Genomic DNA, 20,757 nt, shown 5'->3' with positions numbered 1-20,757 from the left:
ACTAATCTGATCGACAGCACTACGCTGATCGATGCTAAATATAAAGGACACTTGAATTACATGCGTATTAAACATTTAACGCTTTCACTTTTTTTTGCAGGTTTAAGTACAAGCCTTTTTGCTCAACCTGTATTGGTTAAAACTGAACAAGCCATTGAAGAATATAAATTAGATAACGGTTTTCGTGTGGTTTTGGCGCAAAACGATAAAGAAAGCAAAGTGTTTATGAATACGGTGTATTTCACGGGTTCTTTAAATGACCCTGCGGGCAAAGGTGGTTTGGCACATTTGCTCGAACATTTGGCCTTTAAAGGCACTGAAAATGTCAAAGGTGATGAATTTCAGCGTCGCTTAGACCAATTCACGCTGATGACCAATGCCAGTACGGATTATTATTCAACGAAATACACCAATGTGATTCGTCCTGAACAAAGTTCAATCGATCAAGTTTTGCATTTAGAAGCAGAACGGATGGACAAATTGGTACTTCAGGAAAAATTTGTACCAACAGAAATTGATATCGTTAAGCGTGAACGTGAAATTCGTTTAGATCAGCCATTTTCCGTCTTAATCGACCAAGTTTTAAAAGAAGCCTATGGTAATCAATCTTTAGGTCGTTTACCGATTGGTGATTTGAAAGAACTTCAATCGATTAATATGAACGAATTAAATCAGTTTTATCGTCGTTGGTATGCGCCAAATAATGCAGTGATGGTGATTTCTGGTAAGTTCGATAAAGCGGCAGTATTAAAACAAATTGATCAACAATTTAGCCCAATTGCCGCACGTCAAATTCCTGAACAGGCCAAAGTCCCTAAATTAGATGGAACGAAATTAAAGCAACGCGAATTTACAGTTCATAAGGGCAGTGACTTTGGTAAATTTAATATTTATTTAAATGGTGCAGTCGAACCGATTAAAACTGCTTTGGCGGTATCTCCAACTTTGTATACCTTACAGCCAAGTGGGCATTTGTATCAAAGCATGGTGGAAACAGGGACAGCAACTGCAGTTCAATCCACCACATGGTTAGATAAAGATTTTAATTTGGTGTTTATGGGGGCGATATATGGCCCAAGTCATGATGCTAACAAAGTGGCAACCAGTCTGGCACAAGGTGTAGAGCAGAATAAAGCCTTTAATGACGTCGAGCTAAACCGTGTTAAAAGCCTGACTCGAAATATGGCTGACAATGTCAAAAATAGCGCAACAGCACTTGGCGAGCGTCTTAGTTCTTATACTGTGGCTTATAACGGGGACTGGTCTCAATATTTCCGAGACTTAGATAAAGTACAAAAGCTGAATGTAAGCGACGTGAATCAGGTGTATAAGGATTTTCTAAAGCCTGAATACCGTGTCACAGGAAATATTCTGCCTACACCTGAAGATCAAAAGAAAGCACAGCAACAAGCAGCGTCGAAACCTGCTGAAACTTTAGATCAGCAAGCGCCTGCAGAAGAGCCATTGAAAGATGCGAGTGTTTATCGAGCTGAAGTGAAGCAATATGTAGCTGAGTCTAAGCAATATCTAAATCAGAAAGAAAAACAGATTCAGCGAGCTAAATTTAAAAACGGCATTCAGTATGCATTGTTTCCAACCAAAACTCGTGATGACAAGACTTATGCAACAATTGCATTGGATTTTGGTACAGCACAAAGCTTAATGAATAAAGGGGAGTTGCTAGATTTAACAGCTTATCTCATGTTCCGTGCATCTAAAGATCAAAGCTTACAGCAAATTGCCGATAAAATTATTGATGTCGGTGGCGGTGCAACGGTTAGTGCAAATGATAATGGCCTCATGATTCAAGTGGTTGCTCGTAAAGAAAAATTTGCAGAATTTTTGCAATATGTTATTGATGTTATTAAAGCACCAGCATTTGAACAGTCACAATTTGATTTAATCAAAGCGCAAAGTTTGTCGAGTTTGGATCGACCTTATACAGAGCCGGATACCGTTGCTGCAATGACTTTGTCGCGTATTGTCGAGATCTATCAGCCGGGTGATATTCGTTATCACTTCGAACCTGAACTTGCGAAAAAACAAATTGAGTCAGCTACACGTGATCAAGTGCAGCAGTTACATCAAAAATTCTTTAAAACACAGCATGCACAAATTGCGGTAACAGGTGATTTTGATACCAAGCAAATAGAAAAAATTCTGAAAAAAGAATTTGCAGATTGGAAAACCAGCGAACCTTATCAACGCTTAGAGTCTACGTTTACGGCATATCCCGCACAGAAAGTGCATGCATTGTCTGAACAGCGTGAGTTTGGTAGTTACCAAGCCATTATGACTCTACCTGTAGGTGTAGAGCATACCGATTCTCCTGCGTTACAAGTATTACGCCACATACTCGGTGATTCACAGTTGTCTTCACGTCTAGCTCAAGAGTTACGTGAAAAGAATGCACTGGTTTATGGTTTTAGTGCAGACATTAATTTTGATGAATGGGTGAATTCAGGTGTACTGAGTATTGATGCAAACTACACTGCGGGTAAATCAGCACAAGTTTCTCAGTCTGTTCATAAAGTGCTGCAAAACTTATTGAAAAATGGCGTGACGGAACAGGAAGTAGAAGCGGCCAAAGCCAGTATTTTGAAAAAGCGTTTAACTGCACTTGAAGATGATCGTCGCATTCATAGTATGTTGATTCCACAGTTAGAAAAAGATCGTGACCTCAACTATCGTGAAAAACGTGATCAACGCATTGCTGCTTTGACCAAAGCGGATGTTGATGCTGTCATCACAAAATATATTCAACCTGAACATTTGGTTGAGGTGATGTCTGACCAATATGGTCAAGCCGTAAAATCTACTCAAAAATAAACCGAATAAAAAATCCTCCAGATGGAGGATTTTTTTTGAGCTGCATTGTATGACTTGATTGTAAGATTATCTTAACGAACTTATAGGCGGTAGAACTGACGGGCATTTTGTTGGAAGACTAAAGTCAGTGCATCATGATCATAATTCGCGACCGCATCTGAAAAGGCGTCAATAATATTCACCAAAGATGCACTCACACTATCCATCGGGAAGTTAGAGCCAAACATCACACGGTATTTCCCAAAGCATTGTAGAGCATGAGAAATAAGCGGAAAGGCGCAATCGAAAATCTCTTGTTTGGATGCAAGGCGTTGTTCTTTATGAAACTGATGACCCAACACCGGCATGAATAAACCAGACATTTTGGTATAAACATTTGGGCAACTTGCCAGTTCGGCTAAATCATCTTTCCAACGAAACAAGATATTGTCACGTGAAGTTTGGGTTAAGCCTGTATGTGAGCCAACAGCGCCAAAGGCACCGACAGGTGTCCCAAAATGATCCAGCACGATAGATGTTTCAGGGAAAGCACGTGCTAAAGCGGTTAAATCACGAATCTGGTCTGAATAAACCCATGCATCAAAACTTAAGTTCATTTGAGCAAGAGCTTCAAAACCTTTCATAAATTTTTTATTGGTATAGAGATGGGGCTCATTGGTCCATGCATGAACTTTTGGGTCTTCATGTACAGCTGCCATTTTTCGTATGCCACGAAAATGTGGGGAGGCTTGTTTATGCATTTTAAGAATTTTCTTAAAACTACTGTCACATGGGTCTGCAGTGCCGACTATGGCGCCAAGTTTAATTTTTTGAGCGTTAAAGTCTAAAGATTCAATAAACTTGGTTTCACCAACCACCCCTTTGCCTTTATGGTCATGCCAGCTCGCTTCTACATGTACGATTTGATCGACCTGATAATGTCCTGCATCTTGCTTATAATTTTCAGGCAAATACGGTGTCGTCACATGTTTGGTCAAACCAACTGTGTCAATTAACTCTTGCGGCTTAACTAAGCGCATCATTTTGTCGAGCAAGTAGGGATGTTTACCCAATAATTTCACGGCAAGTGAAGCGGCATGTGGGGTATTGTATGGATCCCATTGATGTATATGTGAATCCACGATGGCAAAATCGAGCGTCTGCATTGCTATCCTTGTCCTTAAAACCATGTCCATTTCTTGCGTATTTCATTGTATTTCCGAATACGCGAGGCACTGAAAATAGCATGAATGATGAAAATACAACGTTATGACTAAATATTAAATCAAAGCTTTGTGAAAGAGAAGTTGTATAAAAAAAGCCCCGAAGGGCTTTTGATTAATGCTGATGATCGTGGTCGTGATCATGCTTATTTGCATGGAATTCTTCGTTATGACGGAAGCGAAGATAGTTTTCAAACTGTTCGCAATATTCATCATAATTATCTTCAAGCATCATTTGAAATTGTTGAAGAATATAAGACATCACTTGATCTTTGGCATCACGCATTTCTTTGCCATCTTTGAAGCCATTTGCAGCAACCCAAGTATTAAAGCGAGCAGTACCAAATAACATGGCAGCACTTACTTGACCGCGCATTTCTGCAGGTATGACTTGAGAACCTTTTTCAACACGACAAAATTCATTGGCTTGTTTAATAAATTCATCCGCACGTTCAAAGAATGCTGCATTCAACGCTTCTTCTTCGGTTACATCAGTAGCTTCAATCTTTTGAACCATGAATGTGTCCTAGCATAAAAATCTAATGCAGTATTATAGGCAAAGCCTTGCAGAAACTAAACCTTTGACTTAATCTAAAAATAGCCTAAGTACAATGGAATGCTTCATGCAAGACGCAATCGCAGTGCAAAGTCTGAAAAGTGATATTGCATTACTTCGACAAAATATTTGGCCGCCCTCAACCTTAGCCAATGTAGAAGGGCTGCCCATTTATTATGGTACGCAGTCTGAAGTAGCCGAATATTATGCACAGTGGACAGGTTTAATTGAACGTGCTCAAGACTTATTTCAACCCTTTGTGGAAGATGAAGTCCTTGATGCAATCCATTTGCCGAGTCATTTGAATCTGCCGCTTTTTTATTTTCATGTGGATCGTATTCGAATCAACAAAACACGTGCAAAAGAATCTAAAACCTTTCGGGGTATTGCCAGCTTAGTTGAAAAATGTGGGCAGTTTGAAGCAGATCAAATTCAAGCGATGCGACATTGGCTTGACAGCGATGACACGGCAGCCTTGGTCGCACACCGTGAATTTATTGATCTCAGAACCTATGTATTTCAACATGGACAAAGTGATTACACCCGTACCCGTTTTTATGTGAATGGCATTGTACTCAGTGTCGAAAACGACTTTAAATTGGTGGATGCCCGTGACAAACCACGTAAAGCCCGTAGCGATAGCTATAGTGACCCTTTAGCAGATAACAATACGTGGAAAATCTTTGGGAAATATCGTTAATTAATAAATATCGTTAATTACTGATGTTACGCAGTAACATCAGAAGCGCCATTTGATTCAAATAAAAGAGCGATACGCGGCAACGTCATCCGCAAGTGTTTGAAACAGAACTACATCTATTTAAAGATGTTTTTGCGATACTTTGAATAAGTAGACGCTAGTGAACGAGTTTTGCGGTGAGGAGCATTGCTCCGCAAGATGGTTTCCTTGCGAAGCTTCGCTTCTCATTTTGCCGAAACAAAAGTACTTCCAGCCGAAGGCTAATCCCTTTATTTAAACCCTAGATGTAAGACTCCGTCGAATAGACTTAAAAATCATTTTAAAAATGCGTAATTACTTTTACGTGCGTAACATCAGTTAATTAAATATGTTGACGATATTACTTAGAACGTGAATTTAGTTCGCTGCACAAGGATGCTTTGGATTATGTAATCCACGCCCTAATGTGAAAATAGCCACTATGGCAAATGCCGAAATTGAAAGTTTGGCTCATGCAGAGCAATTGACTGATTTTTATATGACCTTATTGCAAGGGATGACGATACAAGCACGTGATGGTATGGCCTTGACACAATTACAACGCATGGTGAGTAATGCCATGAAATCATGGGGGTTATTAGCACAAGGTTAAATCAGTATGGATTATGAATTAAACCCCCAATAGCAGTGTAGCCTTAAGGCAATTTTCTTAGTTTTTTTGAATGACTGATATGCAAATACTATATTGAAGTTTATTTGCAGGGATGAATTTTAATGTCACCCAATTCCATCACACTGATATAACCATCAACCGCAATCAAATTGTCGCTTTGACTCGATAGGGTGAGACATTCTCCAGACTTGACGCTAGATAGTAGCTGACCTTGTTGCGGATTCAAGTTCATGCTGTAAATACTCAGTGTGCCAGCATCGGTTTTGATTTGGTAAGACTCATCACCATAGTCCTCATTATTATTGCGCAGGACTTTAAAGGTTCGTCGTGTCTGATCAAAGTTTTGAGTTGGAGAAAGCGGCTTTTCGACTTGTAAGGATGCCGTGCGCCTTAATTCGGTACTTTGCACAGGCTTATGTTGTTCACTACAAGCACTCAGTAATGGGAAAATGATAAAAATAAGTGAAAATGAAAATAGGGGATGAATTACAGGTATGTGACTTTTCAACATAAAACCACCCTGAATCTAATTTTTCAGATAGCTTATTTTAAAAGTTTTTATCCAGAAAACAAAAATAATAGCTTCTCAAAATATTTCAATGTAACTGAGTCAAACTAAGGAAATGATGAATTGTAAATAGCCGACTTTGAATCTGAATGATCAACAAATGAATATCTATATGACAATGTAGGATACAAATAAACAGGGAGAATCATTGAATCTCCCTTAGGTTTTATTTAATAAGTTTTCGACTGACAAGGAATTGTTCTGTCGCGTCTAATAGCTTATCTGCATAAACCTCTTGTTTTGCCGTCAACCAACCGAGAACAAACCAATCGCTAGCTTCCAGCTCTGTTTGCTGAATATATTGTGCAGAAGAAGATAGGACTTGGTATTCCTGAGCCGCGACTTGTGCATCATTAAGCGCTTTACTGTATTTCTGCAAGTTTTTTACATCATAAATCGATGTCAAAATAGGGAAGCTAAATTTAAGCTCTTGTATGCGCTGAGAAAGCACATCTAAGCTTTCAAAATTGTTAATGTCGGCATCATTTAAAGCCTCTTGCAGGGCTTTATATTGGTTTTGCAGGGTGTTTTGAGCATGCCATTTAAAATCATGTTGCTGCGGTGCATCATCGATTTTCAAACTAAACATTAAAAGCTCAAGATAATGATGTACATTTTGAGTCGATTTAACCAAATTGCCTAACTTCTCTTTGGCATACAAAATATCTTTGGTTAAATTTTCAGAAGTCGTTGGGTTTTGTAAAAAGCCACCCAAGGTATTTTGCATGTGCTCAAAATGGTGTAATTGTTCAAACTGCTGTTTAAATGCGCCTAATTGCAATGCCCATTTTTCAATGATATCGCTGTTCCAATCTTTAAACAGCGAAATGGTTAATTGTAAATGATGGAGTGCTTTTTGAGCTTGTGTAATGTGCTCGGCCTGAGCCACACCTGCAGAAATTGCGGCAATATTAGGCAGAAGGTGCTGCATTTCCTGTGCAATTAAAAGTCGTAAGTTTTTTGCGGCAGTGTCTTTTTTACTGAGTTGAAATTCTTTAGCCTCAACTGCTGGACTCACCGTTTGATTCAATGCCAGCAAGTTACCAATTTCCGCTTTACTGCGAACGTCTAACCACAAATGGTACTTTTTAACCCATTCAAAACTAAAGGCTAGAAGCGATTGAATAGAGCCACTTTTAAGTTCAAATTCAACTTCGTGAACTTCTGTTTCTGTACTGTTGCTGCGGATACAGCCGATATCTAAGCTAACTTCGATTTTGGCGTCTTCAAACTCTATGACGCGATAAGTTCTTAGAATGTCGGTTTCAAACTGAAGTTGTAGTGAATCTTGCTGATCGCCTAAAGTGGTTTTTAAAACTGATTGAACTTCAGCTTCATTACTATAAACAGATAAATCTAGGGCAGGAGCTTGTTCAAGTTCACCCAAATCTAAGTTATGCTCAAAGCGTTCAATGTGGCTTTTACCTGCAGCTTTCAGGGTTTGAATCCAGCGGGTTCCTTCTAAACGTTGACGCAAGGCTGCATGCTGCTGTGCCATTTTTCGATCTAGGGTATCAAAATATTTAGCTTTAAGTTGAATTTGTTCAGATTTTTTTGGATCGAGTGCCTTTAATAATGCAGTTCGACGTGCTTCTGGAATCTGGAACTTTAATTCAACTTCAACCATGGTTTTCTGTCCTGATGTCAAAACTTCATGATCTGGCATGAAGCGATCTTTAAATTTTTATAAAAATGAAAAACTAAAATGCGCGTACATTTTCTATGAGCTAAACGCGTATCGATTGTAGCGAAAAACAGTTGAGAAGTAAGACTTGACGGATTTGAAAACTCTGCTTTTGGACTAATAAAAGTTTTAAAAGATGGATATTCCATCAATTGTATAATTCACAATGGTTCGACTTTCATGGGATCAAAATAAAATTTTACGCCTTTAAAGTGGGCGATTTTTGAGCTATGTTGGTTAAAATAAGTTCAGGATGAGCACAAAATGAATTCACAAGTACAACCCGAGTTTAATCGAGATTTAAAGCCCGAATTTCAGTTACCTATTCGTGACTATTCGCAATTTTATCGATTTTATTTGACTGAACATCAAAATATCATGAGTCGACGTTTACATGCCACAGGCAGCAGTATAGGACTCTATTTCTTCGCAAAAGCAATTTTAAAAAAACAACCGAAGTATTTTGCTTATGGCCTGGTTTCAGGCTATGCCTGTGCATGGGTCGGACATTTTTTCTTTGAAAAAAACAAGCCAGCAAGTTTCAAGCAACCTTTGTACAGTTTTATTTCCGATTGGCGCATGCTGTCTGATATTGTGAAGGGGAACTTAAGCTTAAAAGACCGTAATTTAGATAAGATTGATAGTTAATTATTTATTAATCAAACGTTTAATTTTTATGGATCTAGGTGTGATTTTTTTGAGTAAATGACTTGCAAAATTAGAGTGATTAGTCTAATAATGTTCATATTGTTTATTTACTTCCTGTCTATAAGATGAAAAGTCGATAAACCCCAGTTTTCCGAGCCTAGAGTGACCTTCTCTAGGCTTTTTTTATGGCCTTAGAAAAGGTCTATTGTTTGAAAGATATAACAATAAAAAATTTCATAAAATAGGCTAGACTTTTTGATGCTCTGAACGCTCCCCAAAACGTTTCTTACCAAGCACCAAAAAGTCTAATAGGTACACATTATTATTTTTATAAAGTGTTGTGTTTTTATGCGCTGCGTTTTGTGTTCTTTTGTTGCACTATTAAATAATTTGTATCAGTTTTGTTCTATACCTAAAAATAGTGATTTTTTCCATTTTTTACAGACAATTCAATTAAACATTTATATAAGCAGTCTTGTGAAAAGGAATATAACTTTCACAGCGGGAAAATATTAAAATTTTATGCCCCAAGCAACATTTCATAGACCTAATCGCTATAATATTCAAAAGTTTTAAGTTGTGATTGAACTATGCGTGGTTTATACCTCATTACCAATGATGATCCTATAGAATTGCTTTTAGCCAAACTTGAAGGCGCGATGGCGACTTATGAAGTCGCTGTTTTGCAATATCGCCGTAAAAAAGTGGCAAAAGAAGATCAGGCTTATGAAATTGAATACATGAAAAATATGTGTAATCAGTACAAAGTGCCTTTTGTTATTAATGACGATTTAGAAACTGCAGTTCAATATGGTGTGGGTGTACATTTAGGGCAAGATGATGGTTCAATTGCTGAAGCTGTAGCACGTTTACCTAAAAATGTTTTGATCGGTCGAAGCTGTAATAATTCTTTAGAACTGGCTGAGCAGGCGATTGCAGACGGTGCAAACTATGTGGCTTTTGGCGCCATTTTTGCGACTGAAACTAAGCCTGAAGCAGGCAATATTGGCTTAGAAACGCTAAAACAAGCCAAAGCGAAACTAAATGTACCTATTTGTGCAATTGGTGGTTTAACTGTAGAAAATTCTGCTGAAGTGATTGAAGCGGGTGCTGATCTTTGTGCTGTGATTAGTGATGTATTAGGTCGTTCAATGTCTGCTGTAAGCAGTCGTGTTTATGAATGGTCTGAGCTTTTTGCTGAACAAGCTTAATTTTATTTTTTAGATTGAATAAGTAGAGAATTTTTATGAGCTTATCTGCTAAGCAAGAACAATTATTTAAACAAGCCAGCAAGCATATTCCTGGCGGCGTAAACTCTCCTGTACGCGCATTTAATGGTGTAGGCGGTACACCGGTATTTATCGAAAAAGCGCAAGGCGCATATCTCTATGACGTAGACGGAAAACGCTATGTCGACTATGTCGGCTCTTGGGGCCCAATGATTTTAGGTCATGCGCAGCCCGACATTATTAAAGCGGTTCAAGAAGCGGCTGTTGATGGTTTAAGTTTTGGTGCGCCAACTGTGCATGAAACGACATTGGCGGATATTATTTGCGAAATTATGCCGTCTATTGAGCTGGTGCGTATGACCAACTCAGGGACAGAAGCAACCATGACAGCAATTCGTCTTGCTCGTGGCTACACTGGCCGTGACAAGATTGTAAAATTTGAAGGCTGCTACCACGGTCACTCAGATTCGCTTTTAGTGAAAGCAGGCTCAGGCTTGTTGACAAAGGGTGAGGGTGAAGCAACTTCTGCAGGTGTTCCGGCTGATTTTGCCAAACACACTTTAACACTGCCATACAATGACATCGCCATGCTGAAAGAATGCTTTGCAAAATTCGGTTCAGAAATTGCAGGTGTAATTGTCGAGCCAGTTGCAGGCAACATGAACTTGGTTAAACCGATAGATGGTTTCTTGCAAGCAATTCGCGATGTGTGTGATGAGCATGGTTCAGTCTTTATCATTGATGAAGTAATGACAGGTTTCCGTGTAGGTCTTGGCGGTGCGCAAGCGCATTATGGCGTAACACCTGATTTAACCACTTTAGGTAAAATTATTGGTGCTGGCCTGCCTGTGGGTGCATTTGGCGGCAAGCGTGAAGTGATGGAATGCATTGCACCTCTTGGCAAAGTCTATCAAGCAGGTACATTGTCTGGTAACCCATTGGCTATGCGTGCCGGTATTGAGATGTTTAAACATTTGCGTCAGCCGGGCTTCTATGAAACTTTGACTGAAAAATTGGCAGGTTTGCTTGCTGGTTTACAGGTAGCTGCAGACGAAGCGGGCATTCCGTTCTTTACGCAGCAAGTAGGTGGAATGTTTGGTATTTACTTTACAGATCAAACTGAAATCACTGGTTTTGATTCAATTTTGAAATGTGATGTAGATGCGTTCCGCGCTTTCTTCCATGGCATGCTGAAACGTGGTGTTAACCTTGCACCGTCTGCATTTGAAGCAGGGTTCTTCTCAAGCGCGCATAGCGATGAAGATATCGCATTTACAATTGAAATGGCGAAAGAAGTTTTTGCTGAAATGAAGTAATTTTCATTTAAATCGGTAAATTCTGCTTTAGAATAAAGCCCGCAGCCTGCTGTGGGCTTTTTTGTTGTTATAAGTTCAGTTTTTTAAGAAAAGGATTTTTAAATGAAAACCAAGCATTATTTAACTTTAGCAGATGCAGAATTTTTACTAAACACAGCACATACTTATGCAGTAGAAAATGGTTTTAATGTCAGCATTGCGGTAATGGATGATACAGGCAATTTATTGGCGATGAAACGAATGGATGGTGCATCGCCAATGACAGCAAATCTATGCTTAGAAAAAGCCAAATGTTCAGCCATTAGCCGTCGTCCTTCAAAGTTATTTGAAGACATCATCAAAAGTGGTCAGATGGGTTTTCTGACCATGGATACCTTTTCAGGCATGCTGGAAGGCGGTGAGCCGATTATGTACGAAGGGCAATTGGTGGGTGCAATGGGCGTGTCTGGGGTAAAGTCATTTCAGGATGCAGAAATTGCACAGCAGGCGATTGAGAAGTTTTTGATGCAAGCAGGATGATTGTTTTAGTTTAACTAAATTGAATTTTAGCAATTTATCGGCTTTGTTGCACAAAGATTTCATAACTATATGATTTTAAAGGTTTTGATTATTTTTTGATCCAAAATTAAATTTATTTAAATCAGATGCTTACATATTTATGCAACAAAGCCTATCCATAGAATCGTTAAATATTTTTTAGAGCCTCCCATGCTTTATCCCATGCCTAAAAAAATCCAATTTTCACCATCTCAAGCAAAATGGCAGCTGTCTTCAACACAGTCAGTATTGGTATTAGCAGGACTGCAAAATCTACGCATGCAGCAGGGTATACAGGATACGCAGCTGATGGAAAATATTATCCAGCTGACCAATAAAGCCAAAGCCTTAGAGATTCCTATTGTCGATTTATATGGTGATGATTTACTTCAAGGCATGCCGCAGCTCGGTGAATATGCAACAACACACCCGCAGCTCATCTTTGCAGGGCAAATCACGCCTATGCTGAAACAGATCTTGCCGCATCTATATAGCGTAACAGAGCAAATCTGTATCGTTGATGATGCGATTGCGATGAATAATCAGGAGCAGCATATTCAGTGGGTGGACTCCATGTCAGGCCAAGGGATTCATCACATGAGTAGTTATAATTTGATGCGGCTTTGGAATCTGTCAGCACCAACTGAATTCGTCTTGTCAGCCAAAGGCATATTATTGGCTATCGCAGAACAGCTAGATATGGAGGCATTGGAAATAGATCCCTTATTGGATTTACGCAGTTATGGACTAGATTCCGTTGCCATGGTCAGCTTAATTGGGTTGTGGCGTGCCAATGGTGCTAACATCCGTTATGAAGACTTTTTAGATGATGCAAGTCTAAAAGCATTGCTAGAAAAATTGCTCAGTACAGACTAAACAAAGCCAATTGGAATTATTTTTGTTCTAAATCGGAAAATACGTCGGGAAATATAGCTTTGTGCATTGTAATTGTTGGCTAAGCTTTTTATTATTGCCGCCTTGTTTTTCGAGATCAGAACTGGATTGAACTTTGAGTAATTTTCTAACCGAACACCTGATACATCGTGACACTGACTTTATGGTGATCCATAAACCAGCAGGTTTACTCACAGTTCCGGGAAAAACAGCAGATTTACAAGACTGTGTTATCAATCGATTATTAAAAATTGAACCGAATACCTTGCTCATCCATCGTTTGGATCGTGATACCTCAGGTATTTTGGTTTTTGCATTAACCCGTCAAGGGCAAAATCGAATTTCACGCCAGTTCCAAGAACGTCAAACTTCAAAAACATATCAGGCATTGGTTGCGGGTACGCTCGAAGGTGAAGGTACTGTTGATGTACCCGTCATATATGACCCAGAACATCCGCCACTGCATATTGCCGATCCTGCACATAATAAGCCTGCACTTACGCATTGGAAAGCCACTGAACATTTTGAGATTCAGGGGCAAGCCGTAACACGTGTAGTTTTAACGCCTATTACCGGTCGATCACATCAGCTTCGTGTTCATATGCAATATTTAGGTCATCCTATTGTAGGTGATACTTTGTATGCAACAACTGAGCAACAGCAGCTGATGCCGCGCTTATGTTTACATGCTGAGCGCTTGAGTTTTAACCATCCTGAAACTGAGCAAACAGTGGAATTTCACTGTCCTGTACCATTTTAGGAAAATCATTTAAATCCCTAAGAATTCTGCTCACTATTTAGTGGGCTTTATGTCAAAATATATTGCTTTATGGTCTAGATTTTTGCTCAAATAACGTTCACAGTTTGAGCATAATATTTTCAGACCGAACTTGAGAAAAAGGTGGAAAAATTGCAGCAGTTTGCTATTGGTCAACGTTGGTTATCAGATACAGAAACGGAACTGGGTTTAGGTGTTCTTATTGATGTTGATGAGCGATCGGTCAGCATTTTATTCCCGAAAAGTGATGAAACTCGTGTCTATGCCCGTCACAATGCACCTTTATCTCGTATTGTTTTCAATGTAAATGACGAAGTCCAAGACCAAGAAGGTCAAATTTGGATTGTCGAATCGCTTGAAGACCGTGGTGGTGTGGTTCGTTATAACGCGGTACGTAAACTGGCCGACGGTACAGAAGAACGTAAAGCACTGAATGAAACACGTATTGGTGCAAGTATTCAGTTAGCAAAACCATTAGACCGTTTACTTGCAAGCCAAGTAGACTATAAAGAATGGTATGACCTGCGTATCGAAGCATTGCTTCTTCAAGCCAATATGAAGTCTAGCCCTTTACGTGGCCTAGTGGGTTCACGTGTGGGTCTCATTCCACACCAACTGTATATTGCGCATGAAGTGGGTAAGCGTTTTGCCCCACGTGTATTACTTGCTGACGAAGTCGGTTTAGGTAAAACCATCGAAGCCGGTCTGATCATTCATCAGCAACTCAAAACGGGTCGTTCAGAACGTATCTTGGTCTTAGTACCTGATTCATTGCAATATCAATGGATGATTGAAATGCGTCGTCGTTTCAATCTTGAGTTCTCATTATTTGACTTGACGCGTACAGCTTCGATTAAAGAACACGATCCAGACCTCAACCCATTCTTAACTGAACAATGCATTATTGCTAGTGTTGATTTGATGATCGACCATGATGACTTGCGTGAACAAGCGCTTGAAGCTGGTTTTGATTTGCTCGTGGTCGATGAAGCCCATCATTTAATGTGGTCAGAAGAAGAAGGCGGCAATGACCGTTATGACCTTGTTGAAGAACTTGCTGAAAAAACGCCGGGTGTCTTGTTACTAACCGCAACGCCTGAACAATTAGGTGTGGAAAGTCACTTTGCACGTTTACGTTTACTTGATCCACAACGTTTTAGTTCACTTGATCGTTTCTTGGATGAAGAGGAGCAGTATCACCAAACAGCTAAAATTGCTGAAGTGCTGATGTCTGATCTGCCACTCGAAGAAGGGCATTTGGCAGCGATTGAAAGTCTATTAGGTCATCGAATTACTGACGAGCCAGAACAACGATTCCGTGCTATTCATGAGTTATTAGACCGTCATGGTACAGGTCGTATTTTATTCCGTAATACCCGTGAAGCGATTCAAGGCTTCCCAGGTCGTGACTGTCAGCCTGCGCCATTACCTGCACCAGAAAACTGGTCTAAAGATGGCAAGCTACGTGAACAAATGTGGCCTGAAGAAGCGCAGCTTGATGGCTCGTGGATGGAAACTGACCCACGTGTGATGTGGTTGATGGAACGTCTGCGTACAGACCTGAAACACAAAAAAGTGTTATTGATTGCACGCAGTGGTCCAGTGGTTGAGTCTTTAGAAAATGTACTTCGTTTGCATGCAGGTATTCGCACAGCGATGTTCCATGAAGGCATGAGCCTATTAGAGCGTGACCAAGCAGCGGCTTACTTTGCGGAAGAGTCATACGGTGCGCAAATTTTACTATGTTCAGAAATTGGTTCTGAAGGTCGTAACTTCCAATTTGCATCGGACCTTGTGTTATTTGACTTACCTGCTAACCCAGACGTACTTGAACAACGTATTGGTCGTTTAGACCGTATTGGTCAAGAAAATCGTATTCAAATTCATGTGCCTTATTTGGTTGGTACTGCTCAAGAGCGTATGTTCCGTTGGTATAACGAAGCATTAAATATTTTCTGTAATATCTCGCCGACTGCGCAAACCTTACAAGAAAACTTCATCGTCAATCTGAAAGATTGTTTGTTGGCAGATAAAGGCCAAGAGTTTGAAGATCTGCTCGAAGCCGTAAGTGTGCAACGTGAAGCGCTTGAAGCTGAACTTCAAGAAGGTCGTGACCGTTTACTTGAATACAACTCTTGCCGTCCAATCGTGGCACAAGAAATTGTGACTGCACTTGAAGATTATGATGACAACACGACTTTGCCAATGTTTATGAAACGCTTTATGGCGTCTACAAACATTGATTTTGATGAGCAAAGTAATGGTACCGTGATCATCAAGCCAACGGATCAAATGCAAGTTCAAGGTCTGACTTTGGACGAAGAAGGTATGACGGCGACGTTCTATCGTGACCAAGCACAGATCCGTGAAGATGCTCAATATTTAACACTTGAGCATCCATTCACTGAAAGTGTGATGGAAATGATTAATACGCAAGGCTTTGGTAGTACCAACGTTGCTGTATTGAAATCGGCCGCTTTACCGCAAGGTTCTGTGTTAATGGAAGTGTGGTTTAAAGTCGATGTCGTTGCACCGAAAGCATTGAATTTGCCGTCAAGTTTGCCACAACAGTTGGTTCGTGTATTACTGAGCGAAAAAGGTCAGGATTTATCGCAAAAAATTGCACCTGAAATTTTACGTCCTTATTTACATCATCTTGATGGCAACAGTTGCCGCCAAGTGGTTAAGGCGCGTCGTGATGTCATTGAACAGCGTTATACGCAAGCGCTTGAAATTGCTCGTGGTGCATTACCGGGCTTTAAACAACAAGCCAAAGAAATCTACGGTAGCAAATGGCAATATGAAATTGACCGTTTAACTTATTTGAAGCAGTTCAACCCAAGTATTCGTGAAGACGAAATTGCACGTTTACAAAAACTGCAAAAAGAAGGTTTAACACTGCTTGATGGTCTAGCGGTTACACCAGAAGCGATTCAAATTATGGTAGTGGTTAAGCCATAAGTTAAGAATCTTCAAAAAGCACCTTAGGGTGCTTTTTTTTATGGCTAAAATTATAACTGTAAAATTAATCACGACAGATTTACGCTAAATCAAAGTTTTGTATTGTTTATTTTTAATCTAAATTGTCGACATCGGCATAAAAAAAGTAACTATTCTTCAGCAATTCTACAGCTTGATCAAAATCTTCATTTTCATCCAACATATAAAATATGCCATCAAGCTTTGTATAGTCCGGATGATTTTTTGCTAACTGAATTTGGATCGTACATCGGTCTGCTTGGCTGCGTGTTACATAATGAACACTAAGTAAATCAAAGTCGATGTCATTACATAGCGGCTGTTTTAAGGCAATGGCACCACAATAAGCATGTATTTCAGGTAATAAACGTAAGACTAAATCAGCCTCTTTGCTTTCCGCCACGATGAGCTCTGGGTCTGCGGTCTTACACAAAGCGAGTACTTCAGTTAACAGGGTTGAGTCATCTAGTGTATGGTCTAACACGATGACTTTTTGCGGTTGGGTTAAATCAAAGTCATTTATTAAAATCATAAAACCTCCTGAAAATAGAATGGTTATGCTTTATTTATCTGCGCTATAAAATGAAATGGTGCTACGTTTCGAATCTAAAATTTTCTAAAAATGGTTTTGGATAATGTGTTCAGTCTATGAACGTTCTAAAGTTAATCATGGCGTAGAAAAGCGCCATTTTCTGATTCGAAGCTCAGTTAAATACTGAAATTGTAAAATAGGGTGCTACGCTTCATGCTCATTGCGATACCCAATATACATGCTTTGATTAGTAAAAGAATCGGCATCGCGACATAAGCTGTCGTGATTGATGTCGATTGAATTATGAAAGTGAAATGATTAAATGTATTCGGACATACAGAGATAGCATCATATTCAAATGATTGATCACGAACTGTCTTAATGTCGTGTTTTGATGCTTTAGTTAAGTAAAGTTTTGGCTTGGTTAAATTTATACGTCGATGCTAGCGAGTTGAGGGCAGTTCCGTTAAAATGCTTCAAATTTCGGCAGTTCGTTAGAAGAAAATAAAAATATGAAATCCTTAATTACCTTAGGTAGTAAAACGTCACACGGTGGTGTGGTTTCAGAATGTGAACCTTCATTTGTGATTAATGGTATTGCGGTGCATTTAAACGGCATGAAACATTATTGCCCGAAATGTAATTCGACTGTGGCTGCGATCGCGGCAGATCAAAGTACAACGGTAAAGGGGCGAGGTGTTGTGGTTGCTGGAGATAAAACCACTTGTGGCGCAACCTTCTTACCGAATCAATCAATGGTCGGTTCACAAAAATAATCTGCAAACTGACTTTGAGGTCATCTAGATAAACTCATTGAGTCCTGTTTAAATCGTATTGATCTCTTTATGATGTGGCATCATCAGTTGATTGGATGAGTTTTAGATGAAAAGCGCGATCCATTTTACCCATGCCAATGGTATTCCTGCTGCAAGTTATCGAAAGTTTTTATCCTACTTTGCACCGCAATTTGATGTGAAGGTGATTCCGCTTATTGGTATGGATGAGCGCTATCCGATCACCAAAGATTGGCGATATTTGGTCGATCAAGTCATAGCAGATATCGAGCACCAATTTCCAAAACAAAAAGTGATTGGGCTTGGGCATTCTTTTGGCTCTTTAGTCACCCTTATGGCGGCTTATAAACGTCCAGATTTGTTTTCACAACTGATTATTATGGATCCACCTTTCGTAATCGGTCCTAAGTCTGCCATTTTTGAAGGTATGCAAAAATTAAAGCTCAAAGCTGTCGATAAACTTACCCCGGCGGCAATTACATTGAAGCGTAATGACCATTGGCCAAATTTGGATGAAGCCTATACGGCACTACGGAATAATCGTTTATTTAAAAGTTTTGATCCGCAATGTTTTGAGGATTATTTTGCACAAGGTGTTCGCGCTGATGAAAAACGCGGTGGCGTGACCCTCAGCATTCCAAAAGCCGTGGAAGCGCAAATCTTCCGTACAGTGCCTGCATGGTGGTGGCGTACTCCACGAAAAGCCCCTCAAATGCCTGTACACCTTATCACCGCAGATAACAGCCATTTTTATAAACAAGGTTTGCCTGACGGAATGAAGAAAACCTATGGTATAGATTATAGTGTGGTTGATGGTGGGCACATGTTTCCACTTGAGCAGCCGAAACAGACAGCGCTACACGTCATGCAGTACTTACAGCATTAGAAAAATAAATTTTGCTCATAAAAAAGGAGACCTGAACGTCTCCTTTTTTTGACCGTTAATTTTTAGCGAATCTGTGCTTCATCTAAATGGCGAGCGCCTTCCAGGATCATACGAATCATAATCATGGTTTGTTCGGCAACTTCTTTGCGTTGTTCTGTCGGTAGATCAATGACTTTTGCACCCATGTTAAACACCAATTGGGTAATACCACGTGCCACGATGTCAGGATGAGCCAACTTGCTTTGATTTAAACGTTCTAGGACGATTAAATCTTCTCTTAATTCTTGTTGGAAATAGTTAAGTTGACGCTCAACTGCATTTTTATAGGAATGCGAACCAGTATAGCCTTCACGAAGTAAAAGGCTTAAGTTGCCTTCATCGGCATCTAGCTGCTGAATAAATACTTCAACTGAACTACGAATAATACTGCTTTGGCGTGATGCCTGAAGGCGTGCTTCATGCAAAATTTGACGTAACACACCACCAGCTCGATCAATCAACTCAATGGCTAATTCATCAATATCTTTGAAGTGACGATAAAAACTATTTGGAGCAATGCCAGCTTCACGTGCAACTTCACGCAAACTCAGTGATGAAATACTTTTTTGTGGACCAATTAAATTAAGCGCTGCCTGAAACAGTTCTTCCTTGGTAATCGTTGCTTTACGACCTACAGTGCGAACTGTAAGTGGAGTTTCAGCTTCAGAATGTAAATCTTCCTGGTACATGTTAACCATATTCGTCTGTGCAGACTGAGTCATATTTTTTAATAGATTAAAAACATTAACATATTATAGCGTCTGCTAATAGCTTTTGTGAAAATGTCGATTAAATGCACAAGCATATATACAAATATATATACATGTGTATAATAATTAAAAACCTCCCATGAGTTGTATTTGATTATGCATGTACTCGAAAAAGCGAAAAAGCCTTTAAACGCACTCAAAGACAGTGTTATAGACGTCAATGCGGTAAATTTCTGGTTGCAGAAACTTAATCCGTTATGGTCTGGTAATCAGGAACTCGGCAAAATTGTACAAAAAGAAAATGCAGCAAATGAGATGGTCAGCCTAACTATACAGGTGAACCGTTTGTTTAAAATGGGTAAAGCTGGTCAGCATCATCCTGTCTTTGCTCGTGTAAATGGGATCCGTTACGAACGTACTTATAGTTTGACTCAGTTAGATGATCAACACGTATTGCTAAGTGTAAAAAAAGTGAATACGGGTATTGTGAGTACTTGGCTCGTAGAACAAGCGCAAGTGGGCGATATCTTAGAATTTGGTCAGCCTTTTGGTGATATGACTTTGGTGTCAAATTCTGCGCCGTTGCTACTATTGGCTGCGGGTAGTGGTATTACGCCAATGTTAAGTTTGTTGAAAACGATGAGCAAAACCAAGAAAATTGCGGAGCAACCAATTCAGTTAATGTATTGGGTTAAGTATCACGATGATGCCGCATTCAAATTACGCTTCGAAGCTTTGGCAAATCAATATCCAAACTTTAAATTTCAAATTTTCTTTACCCAAGAAGAAGTTGCTGATCCACGATTAAATGCCGCTCACGCTGCTCAAATTGACGACATTGAGCACAGTACTGTGTTTGCATGTGGTCCATCGGGTTTCGTCACTCAGGCCGAAGCGTTATTTGATCATGCACAATGCTTTATGAGTGAAGCATTTAGCATGAGCCCAATTGCAACGGATGAGATTGGCTTTGTGAATGTCACACTTACACAATCCAATAAAACCGTCAGTATTCCAAAAGGCCAATCAATTTTAGCCAGTCTTGAGCAGCAAAATATCAAACTAAATCACGGTTGCCGTATGGGCATTTGTAATAAATGTGCCTGCAATAAAGTGGAAGGTTCGACTAAAAATATGGTCAATGGTAGCCAAAATACAGAGCCGGGTAATTTACTCAAAATTTGTGTGAACTCAGCACAGTCAGATCTTGTTATTGATTTATAA

Annotated in this window: 19 protein-coding genes; 13 read left to right on the top strand and 6 right to left on the bottom strand. The window is 39.6% G+C overall.

Going from position 1 to position 20,757, the window contains the following annotated elements; all coding sequences use genetic code 11:
- The first annotated feature begins 60 nt into the window (after positions 1-60).
- A complete protein-coding gene (locus tag FTU17_RS04860; protein ID WP_180134799.1) occupies positions 61-2,829 on the top strand; it encodes a pitrilysin family protein in 2,769 nt (922 codons plus the stop codon).
- A gap of 80 nt (positions 2,830-2,909) precedes the next feature.
- Here the strand turns inward: FTU17_RS04860 and FTU17_RS04855 are convergent, their stop codons facing one another.
- Together FTU17_RS04855 and FTU17_RS04850 are read right to left on the bottom strand one after the other, a co-directional pair.
- Positions 2,910-3,974 (bottom strand): amidohydrolase, encoded by a 1,065-nt coding sequence (locus FTU17_RS04855; RefSeq protein ID WP_180134798.1) that lies wholly within the window; start codon positions 3,972-3,974, stop codon positions 2,910-2,912.
- Positions 3,975-4,146: 172 nt separating this feature from the next.
- Positions 4,147-4,548 carry a DUF3144 domain-containing protein gene (locus tag FTU17_RS04850; RefSeq protein ID WP_180134797.1) on the bottom strand — a complete coding sequence of 134 codons (402 nt, stop codon included), beginning with the start codon at positions 4,546-4,548 and terminating at the stop codon, positions 4,147-4,149.
- Positions 4,549-4,654: 106 nt separating this feature from the next.
- On the opposite strand from FTU17_RS04850, the gene FTU17_RS04845 reads away from it, so the two are divergent.
- Together FTU17_RS04845 and FTU17_RS04840 are read left to right on the top strand one after the other, a co-directional pair.
- A complete protein-coding gene (locus tag FTU17_RS04845; RefSeq protein ID WP_180134796.1) occupies positions 4,655-5,287 on the top strand; it encodes a hypothetical protein in 633 nt (210 codons plus the stop codon).
- Between the two features lie 460 nt (positions 5,288-5,747).
- Positions 5,748-5,918, top strand: a complete 171-nt coding sequence (locus FTU17_RS04840) for a hypothetical protein (protein WP_180002979.1) — start codon at positions 5,748-5,750, stop codon at positions 5,916-5,918.
- 100 nt (positions 5,919-6,018) lie between these two features.
- On the opposite strand, the gene FTU17_RS04835 is transcribed toward FTU17_RS04840, so the two are convergent.
- Entirely contained in the window at positions 6,019-6,450 is a 432-nt protein-coding gene (locus FTU17_RS04835; RefSeq protein ID WP_180012250.1) for a hypothetical protein, read from the bottom strand.
- A gap of 223 nt (positions 6,451-6,673) precedes the next feature.
- Positions 6,674-8,134 (bottom strand): inorganic triphosphatase, encoded by a 1,461-nt coding sequence (locus FTU17_RS04830; protein WP_180134813.1) that lies wholly within the window; start codon positions 8,132-8,134, stop codon positions 6,674-6,676.
- Positions 8,135-8,455: 321 nt separating this feature from the next.
- Here FTU17_RS04830 and FTU17_RS04825 point away from each other — a divergent pair, with 321 nt between their 5' ends.
- The 7 genes from FTU17_RS04825 (at position 8,456) to rapA (ending at position 16,554) form a co-directional block, all read left to right on the top strand.
- Complete coding sequence (locus FTU17_RS04825; RefSeq protein WP_180022441.1) at positions 8,456-8,839, top strand: DUF962 domain-containing protein; 384 nt, start codon at positions 8,456-8,458, stop codon at positions 8,837-8,839.
- Between the two features lie 590 nt (positions 8,840-9,429).
- Positions 9,430-10,050: a thiamine phosphate synthase gene (gene thiE / locus FTU17_RS04820; protein ID WP_078188828.1), complete on the top strand. Its 621-nt coding sequence runs from the start codon at positions 9,430-9,432 to the stop codon at positions 10,048-10,050.
- Between the two features lie 35 nt (positions 10,051-10,085).
- Positions 10,086-11,384 (top strand): glutamate-1-semialdehyde 2,1-aminomutase, encoded by a 1,299-nt coding sequence (gene hemL / locus FTU17_RS04815; RefSeq protein WP_180003795.1) that lies wholly within the window; start codon positions 10,086-10,088, stop codon positions 11,382-11,384.
- 102 nt (positions 11,385-11,486) lie between these two features.
- Positions 11,487-11,903: a heme-binding protein gene (locus FTU17_RS04810; RefSeq protein WP_180003797.1), complete on the top strand. Its 417-nt coding sequence runs from the start codon at positions 11,487-11,489 to the stop codon at positions 11,901-11,903.
- A gap of 189 nt (positions 11,904-12,092) precedes the next feature.
- Positions 12,093-12,797, top strand: coding sequence for a phosphopantetheine-binding protein (locus tag FTU17_RS04805; protein WP_180003798.1), 705 nt, complete (start codon positions 12,093-12,095; stop codon positions 12,795-12,797).
- Positions 12,798-12,930: 133 nt separating this feature from the next.
- The gene (locus tag FTU17_RS04800) at positions 12,931-13,575 is read left to right on the top strand and encodes an RluA family pseudouridine synthase (protein WP_180109155.1); all 645 of its coding nucleotides are present in this window, start codon (positions 12,931-12,933) and stop codon (positions 13,573-13,575) included.
- 141 nt (positions 13,576-13,716) lie between these two features.
- Complete coding sequence (gene rapA, locus FTU17_RS04795) at positions 13,717-16,554, top strand: RNA polymerase-associated protein RapA (RefSeq protein ID WP_180023849.1); 2,838 nt, start codon at positions 13,717-13,719, stop codon at positions 16,552-16,554.
- A gap of 112 nt (positions 16,555-16,666) precedes the next feature.
- On the opposite strand, the gene FTU17_RS04790 is transcribed toward rapA, so the two are convergent.
- Complete coding sequence (locus tag FTU17_RS04790; protein ID WP_180134795.1) at positions 16,667-17,104, bottom strand: hypothetical protein; 438 nt, start codon at positions 17,102-17,104, stop codon at positions 16,667-16,669.
- Between the two features lie 512 nt (positions 17,105-17,616).
- Here FTU17_RS04790 and FTU17_RS04785 point away from each other — a divergent pair.
- Positions 17,617-17,880 (top strand): PAAR domain-containing protein, encoded by a 264-nt coding sequence (locus tag FTU17_RS04785; protein WP_078193592.1) that lies wholly within the window; start codon positions 17,617-17,619, stop codon positions 17,878-17,880.
- A 106-nt stretch (positions 17,881-17,986) separates the two neighbouring features.
- The gene (locus FTU17_RS04780) at positions 17,987-18,784 is read left to right on the top strand and encodes an alpha/beta fold hydrolase (RefSeq protein WP_180054492.1); all 798 of its coding nucleotides are present in this window, start codon (positions 17,987-17,989) and stop codon (positions 18,782-18,784) included.
- Positions 18,785-18,846: 62 nt separating this feature from the next.
- Here FTU17_RS04780 and fabR read toward each other — a convergent pair whose 3' ends face one another.
- Positions 18,847-19,545, bottom strand: a complete 699-nt coding sequence (fabR, locus tag FTU17_RS04775) for an HTH-type transcriptional repressor FabR (protein WP_078188804.1) — start codon at positions 19,543-19,545, stop codon at positions 18,847-18,849.
- Positions 19,546-19,689: 144 nt separating this feature from the next.
- Between fabR and FTU17_RS04770 the strand changes: the two genes are divergently transcribed.
- On the top strand, positions 19,690-20,757 hold the full coding sequence (locus tag FTU17_RS04770; RefSeq protein ID WP_180134794.1) for a ferredoxin reductase: 1,068 nt from the start codon (positions 19,690-19,692) through the stop codon (positions 20,755-20,757).

The organism is Acinetobacter sp. YH12070 (genome assembly GCF_013419625.1).
Classification (GTDB): domain Bacteria; phylum Pseudomonadota; class Gammaproteobacteria; order Pseudomonadales; family Moraxellaceae; genus Acinetobacter; species Acinetobacter amyesii.
Note: the sequence above shows the minus strand (reverse complement) of the source record. Positions and strands in the feature narration are given on the sequence as shown.